Origin of the sequence: Paenibacillus camerounensis (assembly GCF_000723885.1) — a bacterium.
Taxonomy (GTDB): Bacteria; Bacillota; Bacilli; order Paenibacillales; family Paenibacillaceae; genus Paenibacillus_AQ; species Paenibacillus_AQ camerounensis.
On record NZ_CCDG010000097.1, the window covers coordinates 1 to 24206 of the forward strand.

Below are 24206 nucleotides of genomic sequence, written 5' to 3' on the forward strand. Positions count from 1 at the left end.
CAGCTGCTGGAGCTGCCGGGGGACGCCGCAGATACGGGCGTCATCTTAGATGCCGCCGGGCAGCTGCTGGAGCAGCAGCGGACTGCAGACGGCGGCCGGCTGGTGTATGTGCCCGCCGTACCGGCGTTCGGTACGGCGGTGCTGCAGTACGGGGCGGGCCCGGCGGATGCTGGAGGCGCAGAAGAGGCTGGGCAGCTGGCAGAGGTTGCCGACGGCCGGCTGATCACACCGCTGATTGAAGCAGCCTGGAACGGGCAGGGGCACTTCACCTCGCTGCGTGACCGCCGCAGCGGCCGGGAACTGCTGGCGCCGGGACAGCGCGGCAATGTGCTTCAGGTGTTTGAAGACAAGCCGCTGGATTTTGAAGCTTGGGATATCGATATCTTTTATCAGGAGAAAATGACAGAGGTCTCGCAGCTTACAGAGTGCAAGGTTACGGAGAACGGTCCGCTGCGGACGGTGCTGCGTATGGCGTGGACGTATAACCGCTCGGTTATTACGCAGGACATTATCTTTTACCGGGATACCGCGCGGATTGATTTCCGTACGGTGATGGACTGGCAGGGGCATAACCAGCTGCTTAAGGCGGCTTTTCCGGTCGATATCCATGCGCTTGAAGCAACCTATGACATCCAGTTCGGCAATGTCAGACGGCCGACGCACTGGAATACCAGCTGGGATTATGCCCGGTTCGAGAGCGTAGGCCACCAGTGGGCTGATGTCAGCGAGCAGGGATTCGGCGTTGCGCTGCTCAATGACTGCAAATACGGCTATGACATCAAGGACAGCGTGCTGCGGCTGACGCTGCTGAAGTCAGCAGTCCATCCTGACCCGGAGCAGGATCAGGGCCGTCATGCCTTTACGTATGCGCTATATCCGCATGAGGGAGATTTCATCGGGGGACGGGTGGTACAGGAAGCCTGGGAGCTTAACAATCCGCTGCGGACTGTTCCGGGGCAGCTGGTATTGGATTCGCTGTTCTCCGTCACGGGCGGGCATGTGCTGGTTGATGCTGTAAAACGGACCGAAGACGGCAGCGATGTGCTGCTTCGCCTGCATGAATATGCCGGTGCCCGCAGTGAGGTACGCATCGAAAGCGGATACTCCATTACCGCCTGGCAGGAATGTAGCCTCATGGAGGAGCCGGAGGGCGAATGGCAGGAGCAGGAGCTTGCTTTTCAGATCAAACCATATGAAATTAGAACGTTCAGAATCAGAATGGGCGGAAAGCATGATGGAGAGGGGAACGGATCATGAATGTGCAAGGATATGAACAACAGCTGGATAAGCCGGAAATCATCAGCAAGCTGAGCAAGGTATCCGATAAGCTGCTGAATCTGGATCGTCCGGGCAATGAAGCTGAGCTGCAGAACCTGGGTGAGGATGCCGGGCGCCGTGGATATTTTGCCCGTGATTTCGGAATGGAGGAATGGGACTGGCCGCAGGGAGTCGGGCTGTATGGATTGCAGAAGCTGGACCGGCATTTTGGGGACGGACGTTATTCTGCCTATGCCAAGCCTTGGATGACCCGTCAGCTGGACAAGGGCCTGCCCAGCCGCAATATCAACACGACCGCGCCGCTGCTGTCCCTGATGGAGCTTGCGGAGGCGGAAGAGCTGAGTCTGGAATGGGTGGAATGGCTGATAAACGGGCTGCCGCGCACGAACGAGCTGGGATACCAGCATGTAACGACAGGTGCGGATAAGAGTGAGGTAACTCTTAATGAGAATGAAATCTGGATTGATACGCTGTTTATGGCTATTCTGTTCACGGCCAAGATGGGTGTAAAGTACGACAAGCCGGAGTGGCGGGAGACGTCGCTGCATCAGCTGCTGCTGCATATTAAATATTTGTACGACAAAAAAACCGGGCTGTTCTATCACGGCTGGCACTTCACCGGACGGCATAATTTCAGCGAGGCCTTCTGGTGCCGCGGCAACGGCTGGTTCAGCCTTGGCCTGCCGGAATACCTGGAGCTGATGCGTCCATATGTGGACGAGGGCGTCTTCACATATCTGCAGCAGGTTCTGCAGGCCCAGACAGAGGCACTGCTGGCCTGCCAGAGCGCAGACGGGCTGTGGCATACGCTGCTGGATGATCCCGGCAGCTACACGGAAACCTCCGGGTCAGCAGCCATAGCAGCCGGTATCCTGCACGGTGTACGCCGGGGCTTGCTGCCGGCAGAATACGCTGCACCGGCGCTTAAGGCGATTCAGGCGGTGGTAGACCGGATTGATGATGAAGGAACAGTGCTTGGTGTATCCGGCGGTACGCCGATCGGCAAGGCCAAGGAGGATTACAAGGGTATTATTATCGCTCCAATGGCCTACGGCCAGGCAATGACCCTGGTTGCACTGGGCGAGGCACTGCATTATTGCTGAAGCCCGCGGCTGTAATAAGGGAAGCTTCCTTGAGTGTCTGCGGATCTGTGTATGGCACCAGGTGCGAGAAGTAGTGTAAGAAAAGTATGAGCAGCGTCAGCCGCCGGGGCAGCCCGGCGGCTGCGGGTGCTTGGCAAGAACGTGTGGGATTGTGGAAGACCCGGCGGAAGGTGTTACTTGGGTGAAATGGGCTCTGCGAACGGTTAGAGCAGATGGAAAAACCGGACGAAGCAGCAAATTCAAAAAACACTTGTAGCCTGCTGCGGCTTGAAGTATACTGATTTCGGAAAGGTTAAGCGCTTACCTTGAGGGAGGATAAGCGAAGATGGGAAATCAAGTTACAGTGGGCATTATCGGCGCCGGAAGAATCGGGCGTCTGCATGCCGATAATCTGCGTGCGATGCCGTCATATAAGCTGAAAGCGATCTCAGAGTCGTACATGAGCGAGGAACTGCTTGCTTGGGCTGACAGCCGTGGTCTCGGCAATATTTTTACGAATGGGGAAGACATTCTGAATGATCCCGGGATTGATGCAGTATTCATCTGTACACCGACCGATACTCACGCTTCATGGATTGAGAGGGCTGCGCGTGCCGGTAAGCATATTTTCTGCGAGAAGCCGGTCAGCATGTCCTCGGCCGAGACGAGCCGGGCGCTGCAGACTGCCAAAGAGGCGGGGGTGCTGCTTCAGGTGGGCTTTAACCGCCGGATGGACCCGAACTTCCGTAAGCTCAAGCAACTGGTTCAGGCAGGCGAGCTGGGCAGAACGCATATTGTGAAGATTACCTCGCGTGATCCGCAGCCGCCCGGTGAAGCTTATGTGCGCTCTTCCGGCGGAATGTTCATGGATATGACCATTCATGATTTCGATATGGCCCGTTATCTGATGGGCGAGGAAGTGGCCGAAGTATATACCCGGGGCGCCAATCTGATTGACCCGATGTTCGGCCGCTGCGGTGATGTGGATACAGCAGTGATTACATTAACTTTTACCAGCGGTGCAATCTGCATCATTGATAACAGCCGGCAGGCCGTCTATGGCTATGACCAGCGTGTTGAGGTATTCGGCTCACAGGGAGCGGCTGTAGCCGACAACTGCCGCCCGACTACCGTAGAGGTGTCAACCGCGTCTGCTGTTACCCGTGATCAGCCGCTGCACTTTTTCCTTGAGCGTTATAACCAGGCATTTACGGATGAAGTGGCCGCATTTGCCCAGTCGATTATTCTGCAGGAGCCGGCTGTCTGCAGCGGCTTTGACGGTCAGCAGGCACAGCTTATCGCTGAGGCTGCCCTGGAATCGCACCGGACCGGGCTTCCGGTCAAGCTGTCTGCATTTGCGGCAGAGGAATGCTCGGAGGAGATAGAAGCCTAGCAGGTACAGGCTATCTTGAACACGGAGGGAGCTGTAAGGATGTCAGATTATTTAATCAGAGCCGGTACACCCGCTAAGGATGGGCTTGTTGCAGCAGTCAGCAAGGAGAGCGCCGGCTGGAAGTATGTAGGGTTTGAAGTCTATCAGCTGCAGGCCGGTGATGCACTTATCCGCAGTACGGAAGACAATGAGGTCTGCCTGGTGCTGCTGTCAGGAAAGGCCGACGTCATAGCCGATGAGCAGGCGTTCACGGGTATCGGTGAGCGCATGTCAGTTTTTGAGGATATACCACCCTATGCGGTCTATGTTCCGGCAGGCGGACATTATGAGGTTACAGCCTTAACGGAACTGGAGCTTGGCGTCTGCCTTGCCCCTGGTACCGGTAAATATGCGGCCCGGCTGATCGCGCCGTCCGAAACGGCGTCTGAGGCCCGCGGTTACGGCAGCATGTCACGCCGCGTGGTTAATATTCTGCCGGAGAGCAGCGCGGCCGAAAGCCTGCTGGTCGTAGAGGTACGAACAGACGGAGGCAACTGGTCCAGCTATCCGCCTCATAAGCATGACCGGGATAATCTGCCGGAGGAGTCCTATCTGGAGGAGACGTATTACCACCGCGTCAATCCGGGCCACGGCTTCGTTGTACAGCGGGTATACAACGATGACCGCAGTCTTGATGAGACTATGGCTGTGCCCGACCGCAGCATTGTGCTGGTTCCGGAAGGCTATCATCCGGTATCGGCGCCGCCGGGTTACGATTCCTACTATCTCAACGTGATGGCCGGTCCTGTCCGTACCTGGGTATTCCATAATGATCCCGAGCATGAATGGCTGTTCAGACCGGGCGGTAACAGCCCCGGTGCTCAGGAGGAATGAGCCTGCCGGTATACTAGGTGATTGCCGGAGCTCCCGCAAGGCGGGGGCTCTTTTTGGCATCTGATTATCGGCTGTATGCCGCCGGAGCAGCGGAAAGGGAAAGCGCTTAGGCCCTGCTAATAGACACTGCCGGGGGAGTTCCCTATAATCGAGGTATATCACGGTAAGAACGTAAAGGCGGGCTTAACAAATGAAACCTACAATCTATGATGTGGCACGGGAAGCCGGGGTTTCCATCGCTACGGTGTCCAAGGTGCTTAATAATAACGGCAGGATCAGCGATAAGACCAGGGAGAAGGTAAGTAGGGTGATGGAGGAGCTTAATTACCAGCCGAGCCTGGTGGCCTCCGCGCTGACGAGCCGCCGGACGGGGACGATCGGGCTGATGATCCCGGATATCGCCAATCCCTTCTTCGCCGAGACGGCACGCGGAATTGAGGACTGCGCCCAGCAGCAGGGGGGCGATCTGATCGTCTGCAGCACGGACCGCGACGATGAGAAGGCGGCCAGATACACCTCGCTGCTCCTGCGCAAAAGAGTGGACGGCCTGATCATCGCCTCGCATACGGGGCAGACAGAGATGATCCGCCGGCTTTTGGCTGACCGGGTGCCGCTGGTGCTGTTCTCGGCGGATATCCGCAGTCTGGAGAGCAGCAGCGTCACTGTAGATGATTACAAAGGCGGCTATCAGGCGACGGAATATCTGCTGTCCCTGGGCCACCGGAGACTGGGTGTAATCTCCGATAATCTGCCGGGGAGCAAGCTGCGGGTGGAGGGCTTTCTGGATGCGCTGAAGGATGCCGGTCTGCCTTTTGATAATCCGGCTAACCTTACCCACACATCGGCCACGCTGGAGAACGGCCGCAAAGCGGCTGCCGCCATGCTCGGCCAGGCGGAAGATCTGCGACCGACGGCAGTGTTCGCCTGTAACGACCTGCTCGCCATCGGTGTCCTGAAGGAGGCGCGGAGCGCCGGCCTGTCCATTCCCCGCGACTTATCCGTAGTGGGCTTCGATAATACCATGCTGGCGGAAATCTGCCACCCCACGCTGACCAGCATCGCCCAGCCGCTGCGTGAGATGACGGAGCAGGCGATGATTCTGCTGAATGAATCGATCGATAATCCGGCGGCACCCAGACGCAAAATCATGCTGATGCCTGAGCTGGTGATCCGTCATTCAACCGGGCCGGTGCCTGGCTGAGGCGGGACTGGCTGTGGCGTTAACCGGAAATATCCAGCCTGTTCCTTATAGGCCTGTTCCCTGCAGCACGGCGGCGGACAGGTCTTTTTGGGCGGATATAAACCCTGAACCTGTACAACCTGTGGATAATATGTGCACAACGCGGTGTGTACGTTTTTGCCAGTCCTAAACAGGCACGGTTTGTTCGTCAGGAGTGAAATACCAGTGCATTTCAGGAAAGTTGAGATCGCTTTCAATTTTAGGATTGCCAAACCGGAGGTTCTGGCCTATACTGTTTATAAAATTAGGTTAAGCGCTTACCCTTTCCCTCCCTGCAAACAGGTGCTTTTAAAGAGAATTCAGGTTTTCCCGATACGTATATTCATTTATTCATGAACTTTTCCCGGAAGCTTGATCAAGGAGGCGTCACTATGAACGATCTACAGTTCGATCCCGCCCGTCCGCTAGATTTGATTGCCGTCGGCCGGCTCTGTATTGATCTTAATGCCAATGAAACCGGAAGACCCATGGAAGAGACCATGACCTTCACCAAATATGTAGGCGGCTCCCCGGCCAACATCATTATCGGCACAGCGCGGCTGGGCATGCGCACCGGCTTCATCGGCAAGCTGGCTGATGATCAGATGGGGCGGTTTATCCGGTCCTATCTTCAGAAGGACGGCATCGACGACAGCCAGGTATGCGTTGACCGTACCGGTGCGGTGACGGGGCTTGCTTTTACCGAAATCAAAAGCCCGCAGGAATGCAGCATTCTGATGTACCGCGATAATGTGGCGGATCTGCTGCTGGGCACAGAAGAAATTTCGGAGGATTATATCCGGCAGTCCAAGGCGCTGCTGATCTCCGGGACTGCACTGGCGCAAAGCCCATCCCGTGAAGCGGTGTTTCTGGCGCTGGAATTTGCCCGCAGGCATAATGTCACTGTATTTTTTGATCTGGATTACCGCCCTTATACCTGGAAATCCGCCGCTGAAACGGCTGTCTACTATAATCTGGCCGCAGAGAAATGCGACTGTATCATCGGTACCCGTGAGGAATTCAACATGATGGAGAATCTGTACAATGTGACAGATGCAGACGACGAGGCAACGGCGGCCCGCTGGTTCTCGTACCAGGCGAAGCTTGTTGTGATCAAGCATGGCGGAAGCGGCTCAATTGCGTATACGGCAGACGGCGGTAATCACCGCAGCGGCATTTTCCCGGCCAAGGTGCTGAAGACCTTCGGCGCAGGCGACTCCTATGCTTCGGCCTTCATTCACAGCCTGATGCAGGGGGACAGTGTCGGTGAGGCGATGCGGCGGGGCAGTGCTTCCGCTTCGATTGTCATCTCGCGCCACAGCTGCTCGGATGCGATGCCGACACTGGATGAGCTGGAAGCCTTCCTGGATTCTAATGAAGAGGTCGCTGCAGGTAATCAGTAAAGAAAATTTCAGGCACCTATCACCAGAGATGAAGGAGTGGACAAGAATGGCACAACAAAACGTAGAAGTGCTGAAAAACTATATTGGCGGCGAATGGGTCGAAGCAAAAAGTGAGCGGAATGAAGCGGTGTTTAATCCGGCTTCCGGCGAAGAGCTGGCCAGAGTTCCGCTGTCCGGCAGAGAGGATGTAGACCGGGCGGTGGCTGCGGCGCAGGAGGCTTTTGCCGGATGGTCGAAGACGCCTGTACCGCGCCGCGCAAGGATTCTGTTCAAATACCAGCAGCTGCTTGTTGATCACTGGGAGGAGCTGGCGAGAACCATTACGCTGGAGAACGGAAAAAGCTTCAAAGAAGCTTACGGCGAGGTCCAGCGCGGCATCGAGTGTGTCGAGTTCGCAGCCGGTGCGCCTACGCTGATGATGGGCCGGCAGCTGCCGGATATTGCGACCGGGATAGAATCGGGAATGTACCGCTATCCAATCGGAGTTATCGGCGGCATTACCCCGTTTAACTTTCCGATGATGGTGCCATGCTGGATGTTCCCGCTCGCGATTGCCTGCGGCAATACCTTTGTGCTGAAGCCTTCCGAGCGCACGCCGCTGCTGGCTGCACGTCTTGCTGAGCTGCTGGAGCAGGCGGGACTGCCTAAGGGCGTTTTCAATGTGGTCAACGGTGCGCATGATGTAGTCAACGGCCTGCTGGAGCACCCCGGGGTGAAGGCAATTTCTTTTGTCGGATCGCAGCCGGTGGCTGAATATGTCTATAAAAAAGGAACAGAGCAGCTGAAACGGGTTCAGGCGCTGGCCGGAGCCAAAAATCACTCCATCGTACTCGCGGATGCCGACCTTGAGGCTTCAGCAACGCAGATTATCAACGCTGCCTTCGGCTCTGCCGGTGAGCGCTGCATGGCCTGCTCTGTAGTTACCGTGCAGGAAGAAGTGGCTGACGAGCTGATCTCAATCCTGCTGCGCGAGTGCGGGAAGATGACGATCGGCAACGGGCTGGAGGAAGATACGTTCCTGGGACCTGTGATCCGCCAGAGCCATAAGGACAAGACCCTATCTTACATCGAGCAGGGCGTAGCCGAAGGTGCGAAGCTGCTCAGGGACGGCCGGGAAGATGCCGCAGCCGGGGGGCAGGGTTATTTTATCGGACCAACGGTATTTGACGGAGTCACCAGAGAGATGAAGATTTGGCAGGAGGAGGTTTTTGCGCCTGTGCTTTCCGTTATCCGGGTCAAGGGTGTGGAGGATGGCGTGGAGATTGCCAATGCTTCGCGGTTTGCGAACGGGGCATGTATCTTTACTAATGACGGCGGCAAGGTCCGCTACTTCCGTGAAAATATCGAGTCAGGCATGCTGGGTGTCAATGTCGGCGTACCGGCGCCGATGGCCTTCTTCCCGTTCTCCGGCTGGAAGGATTCCTTCTACGGCGATCTGCATGCCAACGGCACTGACGGAGTTGAATTCTATACGCGCAAAAAGGTTGTCACTGCCCGCTGGCAGTAACGATAGAGGAAGGGTGGAACTCAAGTGGAACGGATCAGATTAACAACGGCGCAGGCGCTGGTGAAGTTTCTGAATGAGCAGTATGTCGATTTCGGCAACGGGCCGGAGCGCTTCGTTGAGGGTGTGTTTACTGTGTTCGGCCACGGCAACGTGCTCGGGCTTGGACAGGCGCTGCAGGAGGCGCCGGGTGAGCTGACAGTCTATCAGGGCCGTAATGAGCAGGGCATGGTTCATGCGGCGACCGCGTTCGCCAAGCAGAGCCGCAGACGGAGGATTATGGCCTGTACCGCCTCTGTCGGGCCGGGCTCGGCCAATATGCTGACTGCGGCCGCAACGGCAACGGCCAATCAGATTCCTGTGCTGCTGCTGCCGGGCGATACCTATGCTACCCGCCAGCCCGATCCGGTGCTGCAGCAGATGGAGCATACGCACAACCTGTCGATTACGGTGAACGATGCCTTCAAGGCGGTAAGTAAATACTGGGACCGGATCTATCGGCCGGAGCAGCTGATGACCGCACTGCTGAATGCGATGCGGGTGCTGACCGATCAGGCGGACACTGGTGCCGTGACAATTGCGCTGCCGCAGGATGTACAGGGGGAGGCCTGGGATTATCCGGCCGGGTTCTTCCGCAGACGGGTGCATAAGATTACCCGCCGCCTGCCGCATCCGGAGGAAATTGAAGCGGCGGCTGAGCTGATTGCAGGCAAGCAGCGTCCGCTTCTGGTCTGCGGCGGCGGTGTCCGCTATAGTGATGCCGGGGCTGCGCTGCGCGACTTCTCGGAGAAGTTCGCCATTCCGTTCGGCGAGACGCAGGCCGGCAAAAGCGCTGTTGAAAGCAGCGCTGCCTACAATCTCGGAGGCCTTGGCGTAACCGGCAACGGCTGCGCCAATACGCTGGCAGCAGAGGCTGATCTGGTTATCGGTGTAGGTACACGGTTCACTGATTTCACCACTGGATCGAAGAGCCTGTTCGCTCACCCTGAGGCGGAGTTCCTTACGCTTAATGCTTCCCCGTATCATGCAGCCAAGCTGGATGCACTGGCAGTAGTCTGCGATGCTGCGGAAGGATTGAAAGCGTTATCTGCTGCGCTGGAGGAACGGGGCTACCGTTCGGCGTACGCAGATGAGATTACGCAGGCTAAAGAGAAATGGCAGGCGGAGAGAGTGCGGCTGGCCGGTGTTGAGTACCATGCAGGCAGGACGGCGGCTGCTAACGGTACCGGGACTAGGGCTGTTGCGCATGCAGTAGCGTCCTCCGATGCAGTTAGCGCTGTACAGGAGACAGGTGAACAGGCAGCATTTGTCCCTGAAATTGCCGGACACCTTGATGAGAAGCTGCCTGAGTATGCAGAGGCACTCGGCACCACGCTTACGCAGACGCAGGTGCTTGCGGTTATTAATGAGCTTATTCCGCACGATGCCATTGCTATTGGGGCGGCCGGCAGCCTGCCGGGAGATATGCAGCGGATGTGGGAGTCCTCCGTACCGGAAACCTATCATATGGAGTATGGCTTCTCTTGTATGGGCTATGAAATTGCCGGTGCACTCGGTATCAAGCTGGCTGAGCCGGAGCGCGAGGTATACGCTCTCGTCGGGGACGGCAGCTACCAGATGATGCATTCAGAGCTGGTAACCAGCCTGCAGGAGAACAAGAAGATCAATGTCATTCTGCTGGACAATGCAGGCTTCGGCTGCATTAATAATCTGCAGATGGAGCAGGGGCTGGACAGTATGGCGACGGAATTCCGCCGCCGGGGTAAGGATGGGCAGCTGAGCGGCGAGCTGATGTATATCGACTATGCAGCCAGTGCCGCCGGCTACGGGGTTAATACCTTCCGTGCTTCTACAGTAGAGCAGCTGCGCAGCGCACTGGAGGAGGCAGGGAAGAGCGAGAAGTCCACACTGATTGACATTAAGGTGCTGCCGAAGACAATGACCCACGGCTATGGCGCCTGGTGGCATGTCGGTGTGGCGGAAGTGTCCGGCAAGGAGACAGTACAGGCGGCTTACGCTCAGAGATTGAGCGGGCTGGATAAGGCGCGCAGCTACTGATGCCTGTCATTAACGGAAGGGGAAGAGCACTCATGTTCAAAGAAGAGGCGGTCCGGCTCGCAATTGCACCTATTGCCTGGACCAACGATGATATGCCTGAGCTGGGCGGGGATAATACCTTCGAGCAGTGCATCAGTGAGATGGCATTGGCCGGCTATCAGGGCAGCGAGGTGGGCAACAAATATCCGCGTTCCCCCGAGGTGCTGCACCGGGCGCTGGGACTCCGCGGCCTGCAGATTGCCAGCGCCTGGTTCAGCGCGCACCTGACAGACCGGCCGTATGAGGAGACCGCTGAAGCCTTTTGCGCACACCGTGATTTTCTGCATGCCATGGGCGCCAGGGTCATCGTGGTATCCGAGCAGGGGCGCAGCATTCAGGGGCAGATGGATACGCCGCTGTTTGATGCCAAGCCGGTCTTTACGGAAGACGAGTGGACGGTGCTGGCCGAAGGCTTGAGCCGTCTGGGCCGTCTGGCCGCTGAAAAAGGGATGACAATCGTCTATCACCACCATATGGGGACAGGAGTGCAGACAGCTGCCGAAATTGCCCGGCTGATGGAGCTGACAGACCCGTCGGAAGTATCCCTGCTGTATGATACCGGACATCTGGCCTTTTCCGGCGAGAATCCCCTTGAGGTGCTGCGCGCCCATCTGCCGCGGATCAGGCATGTTCACCTGAAGGACATCCGTCCCAAGGTGGTCCGGCAGGTTATTGCGGATAAGCTCAGCTTCCTGCAGGCGGTAAAAGCAGGGGCATTCACCGTGCCGGGTGACGGGGGCATCGAATTCGCGGATATTTTTGCTGAACTGGCCGGGTCGTCCTATACCGGATGGTTTGTAGTCGAGGCCGAACAGGACCCGGCACTGGCAGACCCGCTGGAATATGCAATTAAGGCACGGGAGTACATCCGGGCGACCAGCGGGCTGTGAGTAGTGAACTGTGAGTAATGGAGCTGGGTTCACTGCCAGAAGGCGTAAAGTGTATCGCTGAATAATGCTAATGTGCAGCAATCAGGTTAGGTGCATACTCTGTGTGCTAGGTGCTAGGTTAGGCTGCATACATCCCCGTACCTTGCGTTATACGTTGGCGTACATCTGTCTAAAGACAGATGTACTTTTTTCTCAGAGACCGGATGAAAGGGGAAAATCCCTTTAATCGCCCGGCTTCACCCTCAATTTTAATCGTTTCAGACCTATCACCCGCCAGGGTGATTTTCTGCTGTACGGGAAGTGTTATAGTAGCATGACAGGGTGGCAGGGCATGAGCCGCAACGGTATGCGACGGTACGCCACGGCATGAGCGCCAGCGGTATACTGCCGTAAACGATAGGAGGCGATTTTACGCCACAGAATGCTGTTCTACACCACCGAATGCGGCGATACTACAAGGGATGCCATGGGGGCTGACCCGCTGTGCACAAGGCCAGTCCTGCCTTGCCCGTGACGAAACAACCGGGTAGCAGGCTGGGCCGGAGAACCCTATTTTTACCCGTTAGCCGGGTCCGGGGGGCATGTGCTATAATGGCAGAAATCCGAACATAGGCTCGGCTATGATTCGTAGGTCATAATAATGATTAACCTTATTAAGGTTTCTTCATTTTTCGTATTCATTCTGTATGTACTTAAACGGCCGGATCGCGGCTTGGCATTTTAACGGTTATGGAGGAGGTTGTCTATTGTTCCGTACTTGGTATCGCCGACTGCTGCTTTCCTATTTTCCGATTTTTTTGCTGACGGTAACAATATTGATCTTTGCCTCGTTTGTATTTATTAATGATATATCGCGGATGGAGACCCAAAAGGCAGACCGCATCTCGGCCAGCTATCTCATGGATAATGTGGATAAGACGGTCAGAGAGGTTGAACTGGCGGTGCTTGAGGGGGTTGAACGCAGTGATGTGTTCAAAAGGTATTTCAATAACACAGGCCAGCCGGGTACCGGGTCTGTCTATGAGGTCGCCCAGAGCCTGCGCAGTCTCATTCAGGATTCCAGCTATATCCAATCGGTTTATCTGGTTGACAAAAAAAATGAAAGCGTTATAACGGAATCCGGATTAAGAGAGCTTGCAGGTTATATAGACGAGGATTGGATCAGGCAGATTCTCTCAGGCCCGCTGCCGGAAGGCTGGCAGCCTGTCCGCAAATATAAGACGGAGCTGCTTCAGCGTACACCGATAAGAGTGCTTAGTATTAATAAAGCGATGCCGCTCCCCTTCGGCTCCGAAGGAGTACTGGTTATCAATGTAAAAATGAGCGGAATCGAGCAGCTTGTCGACAGCATGGTCAACCAGCAGCTTTCTTTTGTGACTATTCTGGACAGTGACGGGCAGACTGTGTACGAGGCGCATTCGGATCACGCGGGTGCAGTAAGCGGCAAGCAGCTGAATACACTCCATCTGGAGCGGCTCGGCTGGACCTTCGCAAGCGGGATTAAGGCGGGCAACCTGTTCGGCTGGGTGTCGGTCATCTCCTATCTGTGGGTGGCAATCGCTATAGGAACAGTGATCTGCGCGATCTTTTATCTGGTGTATGTGACCAGGCGCAATTATAAACCGATCCAGGTTATTATGAACCGTATTGAAGGCCATCAGATCCGGCAGATGGACCAGTCAACCGACAGGCCCGATGAAATGATGCTCATTGACGGAGTGCTGGAGGATCTGATCAACCACATGACGGATTATGACCGTAAAAGCCGGGAGAACCTGCTGCTGCAGCGCAGCAAGCTGTTCACCGATCTGCTGTACAACGAGCGGCTGGACGATGCCATCGGGCGGCTTGCAGAGTTGTCCCCGCTTACGGGCGCTGATGCATCCTCCCGTTTTACAGTGGTGCTCAGTGAAATTAACCGCTATGAGCGTGTTTTTGAGGAGCGCTATACGAGAGGTGATCAGAATACGCTCAAGTTTGCCCTTATGAATGTGTTTCAGGAGCTTGCGCGTAATGCCGAGCTGCAGGGCTGGGCGGAGTGGGTCGGAACCCGGCGGGTGGCGATATTGTTCCTGGCGACCGCCAGCGATGAGGAGATGACCGGACGGCTCCGCGTCTTTGCTGAGGATTGCCGCTCCTGGGTAGAGCAGAACCTGCGTCTCTCGCTCAGCTTCGGCATCGGTCCGGCTGTGACGGGGCCGGGTTCGATCCGCGAATCCTATGCGGCGGCGGAGTATGTCATGCAGCATAAGCTGCTGAAGAATGAGAATATCGCGCTGGCGGAATACGGGGAAGCGCGCCAGCCGCTGCTGGAGACGTATGCCTACCTGCAGATGATTGCCGAGTTCGTTAAGCAGTTCCGGATGTCGAGCGGCCAGTGGCGGGAGCAGCTGGAGAGGATTTTTGAGGCGTTTGAGCAGAATTTCCTGCAGGATGATGACATCCGTTCCCTTATTCAGGCGATGCTGCAGATGCTCAGCCGTGAAGTAGCCGTCATGTCGGAGGAGCTGCAGGATGAGCTGTCGGCAGAGAAGGCCGGGGTCCGGCTGAAGGGGCTGGAGGACGCCGAGTCGCTGGATGAGATGAAGGGGATTCTGCTGGAATACCTGACTGATTTATTCCGTACCTATGTCTCAGCCAGTGAGACTAAGAGCTACCGGGCGATGGTCACCGAGATGAAACATTATATCGAAGAGAATTTCACCAACCCGGATCTTTCGCTGAAGCATCTGAGCGACCGGTTTCAGGTAGCCGGCAAATATGCCAGCTATCTGTTCAAAACCGAATTCAAAATGAAGTTCGTTGACTTCGTTACAGAGCTGCGGATGAAAGAGGCTGAGCAGCTGCTGGCGGAAACGGATTACCCGCTGCAGGACATCGCGCTCCAGGTAGGCTATGCCAATGCGATTACATTTGGCAGAGTATTCAAACGGGTTGCCGGCATTACACCGGGAGATTACCGTTTGCTCAAACGCCGGGAAGCCGGCAAAGCATGAAGGAAAAACCGGAAGCACAATAAGCTATTGGAACAGGGCGCAGCAGCTGGCTGGTGCGGGGTCAAACTGGCCGTATTTCTGTCCGTATACCCGCTCAAAGCGGTATGCAGGCAGAAGTACGGCCTTTTATCATCCATTTGAAAGCGGTTTATCATACGAAAATAGTAGGTCGGATAAACCGGAAGTCCGAATTTCCGGCCTTTTGGCAATCCGAAACAGGTTTATTGTCAGGCTTCAGGAAAGTGTGGAATACTGTGGTCATCCCGGAACACACGGGAGCTCAGATGTGAGGTTGGGGGATTCATAAAATTTCATTAAGTCATCATTATAGTCTGCAGAGGCGAAGGAGATGGAACAATGACAGTGAATGCAAACCAGAAAGTTCTGAAGAAGGTACTGGGGATCGGATTAAGCGCAGTAATGGGGATGTCTCTGCTGGCCGGGTGCTCATCTAATGGAAATGCGGATACGGCATCGAATGGAGGAACAGCAACTAACGGAGGCAGCAAAGAGCGGGTTACCCTTAAGGTGGAAATTTTTGACCGCGGTAACAGTCCGGCTCCTTACACCATCACTAACAACTATCTGTCCAATATGATACAGGAACGGTTCGGTGATCCCAACAACATTGATGTTCAATTTGTTCCGGTGCAGCGCTCCGAGGAAGTCACCAAGCTGAACGTACTGATGGCGAGCAACACCGATGTGCCGGATATTGTGTTCACTTATGACTCCAGTGTGTTCTACCGTTACGCCCAGCAGGGCGGCCTGACTGATGTCGGAGCGCTAATTGATGAATACGGGCCGACTCTAAAAACATTCCTTGGTGAAGACACACTGGCATTCGGGCAGCTTGAGGGGCAGCAGATGGCTATCCCTGGTAAGCGGGCCATAACAGGCCGCTACAGCTCCTACATCCGCCAGGACTGGCTGGATAAGCTGGGCTTGCCGGTACCGACCACAACCGATGAACTGTACACAACTTTGAAAGCGTTTAAAGAGAAGGACCCGGGCGGTAACGGCGGCAAGAATATCCCGATGGGCATGGCGCTCGCTCCGGCCCAGTTCGAAACACTGATCTATTCCTTTATCAAACCGATCAAGGGTGATCTGACCTACGGCCAGCGTTACGAGCTGCCGCTGCATGACGGCTTCAAGGATGCAATGCAGTTCCTGAACAAGCTCTACAATGAAGGCCTGATCAGTAAAGATTTCAGCTTGGATGAGGATAAAACACAGCTGGCTAAGGATGTCCAAAACGGTAACATCGGTTACTGGTCCGAAGATGTGGACAATATCTTCTACGCTGACGGTACACTCGATAATCTCTACAAAAACGTAGAGGGCAGCAAACTGACGGCTGTAGACGTTTTGACTAATGCGAATGAGGGCAACAAGCATATTAAATCGCGTTATGCCTCTAACGGTATGTACATCATGATTCCGAAGAGCAGCAAGCGTGCCGTGGAAGCGATCAAATATCTGGACTGGATGGCTTCGGACAACAACCTGATCGATATCTACAGCGGGGTTGAAGGCGAGAATTATGATCTGGTAGACGGTATCCCGGTGGTTAAAGCAGAGGTTTCTAAAGAATTTGCAGACCGTCTGTTCAATGCCGGCGACACAGCGATCATCTCTAACGGCAAGAACATCGGCGACCAGGCAACGAATGAAAAAGCATGGATCAGCGGCTTCCCTGAACGCAACCAGGAAATGCTGAAGCAATCCATTGATATTGCCAATACCGATACGGTTGGTCCGATTGTTTTCGGTAAACCGATTGAAGCTGAGTCCAAATACGGCACTACCCTCAATGACAAGCTGGCCGTAATTATCGTGAAGACAGCAATGGCTAAGCCGGAGCAGTTCGACGCGGTGTATGAGCAGGAAATAAAGGACTTCATGTCGCTCGGCGGAACCCAGCTTAAAGAAGAGCTGGAAGCAGCGCTCAAGGATCTGTAGGCACGATAAATAAATATAAAAGGAGAACCGGAGGGAGCAGGTACGCCGCTTCGTCCGGTTTTTCCTCCCAAGGAGGGAACCGGCTTGAGTAAAGCGAGCTACTTGAAGCGGTATTGGCAATTGTATGCGCTGCTGTCACTGCCGCTGATCTACTTTTTTGTTTTCCGTTACGGGCCGATGTACGGCGTGCAGATTGCCTTCAAAGACTTCAACCTGTTCCAGGGAATCGCCGGCAGTGAGTGGATCGGGTTCGACGCATTCCGTGAAGTTTTTAACATGAGAGAGTTTTACACTGCACTTCGCAATACGTTTATGCTTAATTTCCTGGATTTGCTGGTCTCTTTCCCCGCACCGATCATTCTGGCTATCATGCTGTATGAGATTAAGGGTGCATGGTTCAAAAAAATCTCGCAAACAATCCTCTATATCCCCCACTTTATCTCCTGGGTCATCATCGGGGGGATTGTCTATCAATTATTCGGCAACCAGTCCGGTATGATCAACGGGGTGCTGGAAGGTCTGGGGCTAAGCCCGATTCCGTTCCTGACTGAAAAGGGACCGTGGCTCGTCACCTATCTGTTCACCGGAGTCTGGCAGAGCGCCGGCTGGGGGACCATCCTCTATCTGGCAGCGCTTACCGGGGTAAACAGGGAGCTGTTTGAAGCGGCAGAGGTAGACGGAGCAACACGGATGAAGAAAATCTGGTATATTACGCTTCCTAGCATCAAGCCGACAATCGTCACCCTGCTTATTCTGAATCTCGGCAAAATGGTTAGCATCGGCTTTGACCGTCCTTACATTATCGGGAATACGGCCGTACGTGAATATTCCGACGTGCTGAGTACCTTTGTGTACCGTATCGGTCTGGAATCCGGCCAATACACACTGGCTACTGTAGTCGGTTTGTTCCAGGCTGTAGTCGGTCTGGTCTTCATTCTCGGCTCCAACTATATTTCGAAAAAAATGACCGGCGACGGCATTATCTGATAAAAAGGGAAGGAGGCGGAGTACTGTGAGTGAACGTATTTCCAACCGGATATTTGATATCGTCATAGTAACCTGTGTGGCTCTGTTCGTGTTGTTCTGCCTGGCTCCGTTCTTGCATGTTATCGCAGTATCACTCAGCTCAAACCGGGCGATTACTTCCGGTGAAGTTACGATTTTTCCGATTGAATTGAACTGGAACGCCTACATTCAGGTATTCTCGAACAACGCCATGATCAGATCTCTGGGCTATACGGTGATGCTGACTGCCGCAACCACCGGGCTGTGCATGCTCTTCACCATTGCAGCTGCCTATCCGCTCACCAAAGGGTACCTGAAAGGCCGCAAGACGTTCATGGTTATTATCATTATCACCATGTTCTTCAGCGGCGGGATTATCCCTGAGTACCTGCTGATGCGTGACCTGCGCCTGCTGGATTCAACCTGGGCGCTCATTCTGCCCGGTCTGGTCAGTCCGTTTAACCTGATTATCCTGATCTCTTTCTTCAATAATATTCCCCAGAGTCTGGAGGAATCGGCAGAGATCGACGGCAGCTCCTTCCTCCGCACGCTGATGAGCATCGTCCTGCCGCTGTCCATGCCTGTGCTCGCCACGCTGGCGCTCTTTTATGCTGTGGGCCGCTGGAACGGCTTCCAGGATGCACTGATGTATATCAACAGTCCGGAGCTGTATCCGCTGCAGCTTAAGCTGTTCCAGATGGTGCAGAATAACATGGTCTCCGAGCTGACACAGATGGAGGGGGCGAACCGTACTGCCCTGACTCCGGAAAGCCTCAAGGCAGCAACTGTAATTTTCGCAACAGTGCCTATTCTGCTGGTATATCCATGGCTGCAGAAGTATTTCGTCAGCGGTGTTATGCTGGGTGCCGTTAAGGGTTAATGCTGCTGGTATATTCGTGCAGAACAGGAAAGGAGAACACGGTTTTGAAGGACAAAGGAGCATTTTCATTCTCAACCTGCTGGAATATGAAACGCCACACAACGGGAGAAGGCCTGCTGCAGGAAATCCGCGGGCTTGGCTTCCGCAGGGTGGAGCTGAACTATAATGTGACCGAAGAGATGCTGCTAACGATTGAACCGATGATCGAGCGGGGGGAGATCGGCATCTCCAGTGTCCACAATACCTTCCCCCATATTTCGGACCCTGATTACGGCACGGATTCGGTGCTGCTTGGCTTCGAGGATAAGGAGAAACGGCAACGGGCTATCGGCCTTCTGGTCCGTTCTGCCGAATATGCCCAGCGTTATGGCGGTGAGGCTGTGGTGGTCCATCCCGGTGAAGTACCTTTCCCCAATGATATCGCGAAGGAGCTGGAGCAGCTCTACAGCGTTGAGGGAAAGGATTCGTCCGCCTACCGCAGTAAATGGGCGGAGCTGCTGGAGCGAAGGGAGGCGTACAGTGCCGGATATGTGCGGACCATTACGGAAAGCCTGTATGAAGTATGTGACAAGGCCGCTTCAAAGGGACTCGGCGGCATCCGTTTCGGTATCGAGACACGCTCCCGGCCGCAGCAGATTCCGACACTGGCTGAGGCCAAAAGAATGATCCGGGCGCTGAAAGGAGCGCCTGTCGGTATCTGGTATGATACCGGGCACGCGATTATGATGGACCGGATGGGGCTGTACGACAGTGTGAAGGAAATGGATGGGCTGATGAATGATATTGTCGGCGTCCATATCCACGAAACCATCGGACTCTCGGATCATTGGTGCCCCTATGTCAACAGCGGGGATATGCATTTCTATGATGCCTATCTGCCGATGATCGAGCGCGCCCAGGTTAAGGTGTATGAGCTGAAGGCGGCTTGCCTGCCTGAAGACATTCATGAGAGCCATCGTCTGCTTACCGCCAAGCTGGCGGTGCGGGGTGCGCTCTGATGCTGAGCACAGAGGGCTGCGGCCGGCATCAGGAAGACCGTGCATTAAGCGGGGAAGACCGCACACTGGCTGCCGCCTATGCACCCCGCCTGCTGTTTGATAAGAACGAGCCGTTCTATCCGGTCCGCTTCGGCATAACCGTCCTGCGTGAAGACGGGGATTCGCCCTCCTTCCGGCGCAGGCTCCAGGTCAGCCCGCCGGAAGCAGCGGCTGTTATTGAATACGCGATATATTACGATTATGATATTCAGCATCTGTATGATCTTGAGCATGTGTGGGTATATATCGGCAGAAACGGTGAGGTGGCGGACGTCGAGGCAAGCTTTCACGGCAAGTATCTCAAAGGATTGCTGCATGGGCGTACCAATCTTAGCGGTACCCGGGCCAGTCTGTATGTACAGCCCGGCAAGCATGCACTCTCGCCCATGCCCGAGATATTCAGGCTGATGCCGGGCTATGAAGCCTGTACACAGGAGGCGGCAGGGGCGGACGGGCTGATCTGCGGTGACTGCTTCCAAGGATTGCTGGCTTCTGATGAAGCGACAGATCAGAAGGTACGGCAGTATCTGCAGACCTGCCGGTTCACGCCTTCCGGTGTCTACGAGAACTGGGAGTATGCACACCGGGAGGAGCTGTTCGTTTCGTGGAACGGGCTGTTTACGGAAATTCCGGAGCGTGTCCGCCGTGAGCTGAAGCGGCTGTAATGCCGGATCGGCCTGCGGTGCGTGATGTGAAATGCCTAACATGGAGGAATGACAATGTACAAGCAACTGGTGGACAGCAACGATAGAGCAGTGGAGGAAGGCCTGTCCCGGCAGGTGCTTGATCCGGAGAGCCGCTATTACGGAGGGACGATTGATCCGTACACCGGTGTTGCCTGGGTTAATCATACAACCGGTACACCGACAGAGATGTGCTACTGGGGAGCCGCGCTGGTCAATCCTGATTCGAAATATTGCCATGATGAGCAGCTGCTGGGCCGGCTGGAGCTGGCTGCGGCATTCGTACTGCGCTGCCAGCATGCTGACGGCACGATCTCACCGGGCTGGACGAACTATCATTCCCCGCCGGATACAGCCTTCGTAATTGTCGGCTATGCCCAGCTGTATCAGCTGCTGTCCCGGCAGGAGTGGGCGCCGCTCGCGCCTGTCCTTGGCAGTATGCGGCTGTTTCTGGAGCGTACCATTCCCGCTATGCTTACGGGCGGCGGCCATACGCCGAATCACCGCTGGGTAATCAGTGCTGCACTCGCTTATCTGCATGAGCTGTTCGGACTGCCTGAAGCCGTCCGCCGAGCAGAGCGGTGGCTGGCGGAAGGCATGGATATTACGCCGGACGGGGAGTGGACCGAGCGCAGCAACGGCATATACAGCGCAGTCAGCGATATTATGCTGATCCATGCCGCCCGCCTGCTGGACCGGCCTGACCTGCTGGAGCCGGTCCGCCTGAATCTGCGGATGATGGTCTATCTCGTTCATCCGTCGGGTGAGGTCGTGACGGATTACTCCGGGCGGCAGGATCTGGGGCATGTACATGACCTGTCCCCTTATTATCTGCCGTATGCTATCCTTGCCCGGCTGGATAATGATCCCGTATTTGCCGGCATGGCTGAATGGGCCGGCCGGGCGCTCAGCAATCCCGGCGTCTGCTCGGTGAATGTGCTGGTACGGATGCTGCTGGAGCCGGAGCTGCAGCAGCCGCCTGCGGCGGAAGCTCTCCCTGTGAAATACGAAACCGTGCTTAACGGGGAGTTTCTGCGGCACGGCTATCTTGCCGGCATGGAGGGAGCGGGCCATCAGGGGCGGATTTTCCACAGCCGGCTGCACACCGATTTCGGAGCTCCGGTGACCCGCTACCGGGACGGGGCTACCAGCGTAACGCTAATGACGGAGACCCCATCGTTTTTTGCGCTGCGCCATGGCGAAGTACGGCTGCTGGCCGTGCAGCTGGCCACTTATTTTAACCCGGGATATGTGCCTATGCAGGAGATGATCAGGCTGCCCCGGGGTTACCGGCTGACCGGAGAGCAGAAAAAGGGCTATTACGGGCCGGTAGAAACGGGGCTTCTGCCTGAATCTGCCGGAGCGGCAGTCAGTCCATGGTATCTGCTCCCGCACCATAGCCGTCAGCTGACCCATGAGCAGACCTTCCGCGCAGAAGTAGACGCTGAGCGTACCGGTACAGGCTGGACGCTGCGTCTGCAGGCTGCAGAGCCGGGAGAGGTAATGAGCCAGCTGTCCTTTATTTTTGGCAATGAAGGCAGCTTTACATCAGGCGGGCTGAAGGATCTGGGAGGGGACCGCTATCTTTGGAGCGGCGGTACCCTCCGTTATGAATGCGGGGAGGACTGGATTGAGCTGACCGGCGGTGAGGCAGGACATCTGGCAACATCGGTACGGGAAGCGAACCTGCAGAATAACTGCAAGGCGGTGCTTGTTAACCTGATGACCCCTTTTGATAAGGAGATTACGCTTACGCTTTCTCCTTCCCTGCATTAAAAATTCTCTGCAGCTACCGGTATCTTATGATGCCGGTGTTTTTTTGTACAAAAAAACAGGGGCCGTGATTGCTCACAGCCCCTGTATGCTCTAATATTTAGCGCGAGCTTCCGCTCCACTGCTGGTCACCAGAGAGGTATTTGGCAGTCAGAACCGACAACAGCTCGATGCCGACTTTGTTCTCTCCGCCTTCAGGAATGATCAGGTCGGCGTATTTCTTCGATGGCTCGATGAACGCCTCGTGCATCGGCTTCACAGTAGTTAAGTACTGTGTGTGAATCGAACGGATGGTCCGTCCGCGTTCTTCAATGTCGCGCAGCACCCGGCGCATAATCCGCACATCCGGATCGGTATCGACAAATACCTTAATGTTCAGCTGTTCGCGCAGCTTCTCGTCGGACAGTACATGCAGCCCTTCAACAATGACAATATTGTTCGGCATAAGCTCGACGGTCTTGTCCGTAAACCGGGCATGAACCGTGAAATCATATACAGGCGCGTAAGCTGCTTGTCCGGACTTCAGACATTGAAGATGCTCAATCAGCAGCTCCGTGTCAAAAGCCAGCGGATGATCATAGTTGATTGCCCCGCGTTCCTCAAAGCTGAGAGAGGAGTGGTCTTTATAGTAGTTATCCTGGGATACGAACGTTACTTTGTCTGTTCCAAGACGGTTAATAACGGAGCGGGCTACCGTTGTTTTGCCGGAACCGGTCCCGCCGGCGATACCAATAATAAGCATGGTGTTGTAATAAACCTCCCTAAGCAATTGCCTTTGCAATTCCAATATTGTAGCACAGCGCAGGACTTATTTCACCTTAGATACCGGGAATAAACCGTGAATTTTTTGAAAAAAATCAGGTTTTCTGCCGGAAAATGCTATAATCTTAGAACATTGCTTATGAACAGTATACCCGAAGGGAGCAGTCACACTTTATGCTGGAACCAAAAACATTGCTGGAGGCCTATCATTCGGCTTCCATTCAGCTGGCCGGACACGGAAAACGGGATGTGGAAGTACTCAAGCATGCTTTTGCTGATCTCAATGGCAGCATGGCAAGCGATATGTACGGCAGCGGTGAAGTCATTGAGGACTTTCAGGCGGAAATGGCCGCGGTGCTCGGCAAGGAGTCGGCGGTGTTTTATCCGAGCGGAACGATGGCCCAGCAGATCGCCCTCCGGATCTGGTCTGACCGTAAGGGGCTGAAGACGGTAGCCTATCATCCGTTATGCCATCTGGAAATCCATGAGCAGGACGGGCTGAAGGAGCTGCATCATATCAAGCCCGTTCTGCTGGCGGATAAGGACCGCCTGATTACGCTGGACGATGTCCGCAGCATCGGAGAGGACATCGCCTGTCTGCTGCTGGAGCTTCCGCAGCGCGAGATCGGCGGCCAGCTGCCGGAATACGCTGAGCTTGAAGCGATCTCCGCCTACTGCAGGGAGCAGGGCATCATCCTGCATCTGGACGGGGCGCGGCTGTTTGAGGTGCTGCCTTATTACGGTAAGACAGCTGCAGAGGTCTGTGCGCTGTTTGACAGTGTGTATGTTTCCTTATATAAAGGCATCGGCGGTATCGCCGGAGCAATCCTTGCAGGCAGCGAGGACTTTACGGAAGAGTCGAAGATCTGGAAGCGGCGGCACGGCGGCGATCTGATCAGCCTGTACCCGTATATCCTCCCGGCTCAACACTATTTCCGGCAGCGGGCTGGCCTAATGGGGCGGTATTACGAAGAAGCCAAGGAGCTTGCGGAGCTGTTCAACGGCTGCAGTAAGGTATCCACCCTGCCGAAGGTGCCGGTATCCAATATGTTTCATGTCCATTTTGCCTTGTCCAAGGCTGAGGTGGAGCCGGTCCTGATCCGGCTAAGTGAACAGAGCGGGGTAGGCCTTGCTGCACGGCTGAAGGAGACCGGGCCAGACGCCTGCTCCTATGAGCTAAGCATCGGCGATCTGTACAGCGGTATACCTAAGGACAAGCTTAAAGAGACGTTTGAGCTGCTGGACCGGCTGCTGGGTGAAGTGTAAGTTGGTAAGCTGGAGCTGAATAACTGCACAATGTACAGCTAAAGCCAGTAAATATCAGCCTCCCCGGCTTATAACTGCAGTCTGGAGACAATTTCATAAT

18 protein-coding genes are annotated in these 24206 nt (G+C 55.3%); 17 read left to right on the forward strand and 1 reads right to left on the reverse strand.

Translation table 11 applies throughout. From position 1 onward, the window contains the following. The 16 genes from BN3772_RS28015 to BN3772_RS28090 form a co-directional block, all read left to right on the forward strand. Window positions 1-1257 (forward strand): glycoside hydrolase family 38 C-terminal domain-containing protein (locus BN3772_RS28015; RefSeq protein ID WP_042203720.1); only part of this gene is annotated, 1257 nt, incomplete at its 5' end. Then, a complete protein-coding gene (locus tag BN3772_RS28020; RefSeq protein WP_042203721.1) occupies window positions 1254-2381 on the forward strand; it encodes a glycoside hydrolase family 88/105 protein in 1128 nt (375 codons plus the stop codon). The genes BN3772_RS28015 and BN3772_RS28020, both read left to right, overlap by 4 nt. Before the next feature lie 325 nt (window positions 2382-2706). Continuing rightward, window positions 2707-3753, forward strand: a complete 1047-nt coding sequence (iolG, locus tag BN3772_RS28025) for an inositol 2-dehydrogenase (protein WP_042203723.1) — start codon at window positions 2707-2709, stop codon at window positions 3751-3753. 39 nt (window positions 3754-3792) lie between these two features. Then, a complete protein-coding gene (gene iolB, locus BN3772_RS28030; RefSeq protein WP_042203725.1) occupies window positions 3793-4626 on the forward strand; it encodes a 5-deoxy-glucuronate isomerase in 834 nt (277 codons plus the stop codon). A gap of 190 nt (window positions 4627-4816) precedes the next feature. Continuing rightward, window positions 4817-5827: a LacI family DNA-binding transcriptional regulator gene (locus tag BN3772_RS28035; RefSeq protein ID WP_042203727.1), complete on the forward strand. Its 1011-nt coding sequence runs from the start codon at window positions 4817-4819 to the stop codon at window positions 5825-5827. 410 nt (window positions 5828-6237) lie between these two features. Further along, window positions 6238-7248 (forward strand): 5-dehydro-2-deoxygluconokinase, encoded by a 1011-nt coding sequence (iolC, locus tag BN3772_RS28040; protein WP_042203729.1) that lies wholly within the window; start codon window positions 6238-6240, stop codon window positions 7246-7248. Window positions 7249-7294: 46 nt separating this feature from the next. Further along, the gene (locus tag BN3772_RS28045; RefSeq protein ID WP_042203731.1) at window positions 7295-8755 is read left to right on the forward strand and encodes a CoA-acylating methylmalonate-semialdehyde dehydrogenase; all 1461 of its coding nucleotides are present in this window, start codon (window positions 7295-7297) and stop codon (window positions 8753-8755) included. A gap of 24 nt (window positions 8756-8779) precedes the next feature. Next, window positions 8780-10810 (forward strand): 3D-(3,5/4)-trihydroxycyclohexane-1,2-dione acylhydrolase (decyclizing), encoded by a 2031-nt coding sequence (iolD, locus tag BN3772_RS28050; protein ID WP_042203732.1) that lies wholly within the window; start codon window positions 8780-8782, stop codon window positions 10808-10810. A 32-nt stretch (window positions 10811-10842) separates the two neighbouring features. Further along, window positions 10843-11739, forward strand: a complete 897-nt coding sequence (gene iolE / locus BN3772_RS28055) for a myo-inosose-2 dehydratase (RefSeq protein WP_042203735.1) — start codon at window positions 10843-10845, stop codon at window positions 11737-11739. 746 nt (window positions 11740-12485) lie between these two features. Next, window positions 12486-14735, forward strand: a complete 2250-nt coding sequence (locus BN3772_RS28060) for a helix-turn-helix domain-containing protein (RefSeq protein ID WP_042203736.1) — start codon at window positions 12486-12488, stop codon at window positions 14733-14735. Between the two features lie 357 nt (window positions 14736-15092). Further along, complete coding sequence (locus BN3772_RS28065) at window positions 15093-16700, forward strand: extracellular solute-binding protein (RefSeq protein ID WP_042203739.1); 1608 nt, start codon at window positions 15093-15095, stop codon at window positions 16698-16700. An 84-nt stretch (window positions 16701-16784) separates the two neighbouring features. Continuing rightward, a complete protein-coding gene (locus BN3772_RS28070) occupies window positions 16785-17687 on the forward strand; it encodes an ABC transporter permease (protein WP_042203741.1) in 903 nt (300 codons plus the stop codon). Between the two features lie 25 nt (window positions 17688-17712). Further along, window positions 17713-18585, forward strand: coding sequence for a carbohydrate ABC transporter permease (locus BN3772_RS28075; protein WP_042203742.1), 873 nt, complete (start codon window positions 17713-17715; stop codon window positions 18583-18585). Further along, window positions 18585-19583, forward strand: a complete 999-nt coding sequence (locus BN3772_RS28080; RefSeq protein ID WP_042203744.1) for a sugar phosphate isomerase/epimerase family protein — start codon at window positions 18585-18587, stop codon at window positions 19581-19583. The genes BN3772_RS28075 and BN3772_RS28080 overlap by 1 nt, the downstream gene beginning before the upstream one ends. Continuing rightward, window positions 19583-20287, forward strand: coding sequence for a hypothetical protein (locus BN3772_RS28085; RefSeq protein WP_086074799.1), 705 nt, complete (start codon window positions 19583-19585; stop codon window positions 20285-20287). The genes BN3772_RS28080 and BN3772_RS28085 overlap by 1 nt, the downstream gene beginning before the upstream one ends. Before the next feature lie 54 nt (window positions 20288-20341). Next, on the forward strand, window positions 20342-22081 hold the full coding sequence (locus BN3772_RS28090; RefSeq protein WP_042203745.1) for a hypothetical protein: 1740 nt from the start codon (window positions 20342-20344) through the stop codon (window positions 22079-22081). A 97-nt stretch (window positions 22082-22178) separates the two neighbouring features. Here the strand turns inward: BN3772_RS28090 and udk are convergent, their stop codons facing one another. Beyond that, entirely contained in the window at window positions 22179-22820 is a 642-nt protein-coding gene (gene udk, locus BN3772_RS28095; protein WP_042172119.1) for a uridine kinase, read from the reverse strand. Between the two features lie 194 nt (window positions 22821-23014). On the opposite strand from udk, the gene BN3772_RS28100 reads away from it, so the two are divergent. Beyond that, on the forward strand, window positions 23015-24106 hold the full coding sequence (locus tag BN3772_RS28100) for a threonine aldolase family protein (RefSeq protein ID WP_042203746.1): 1092 nt from the start codon (window positions 23015-23017) through the stop codon (window positions 24104-24106). The last annotated feature ends 100 nt before the right edge of the window (window positions 24107-24206 follow it).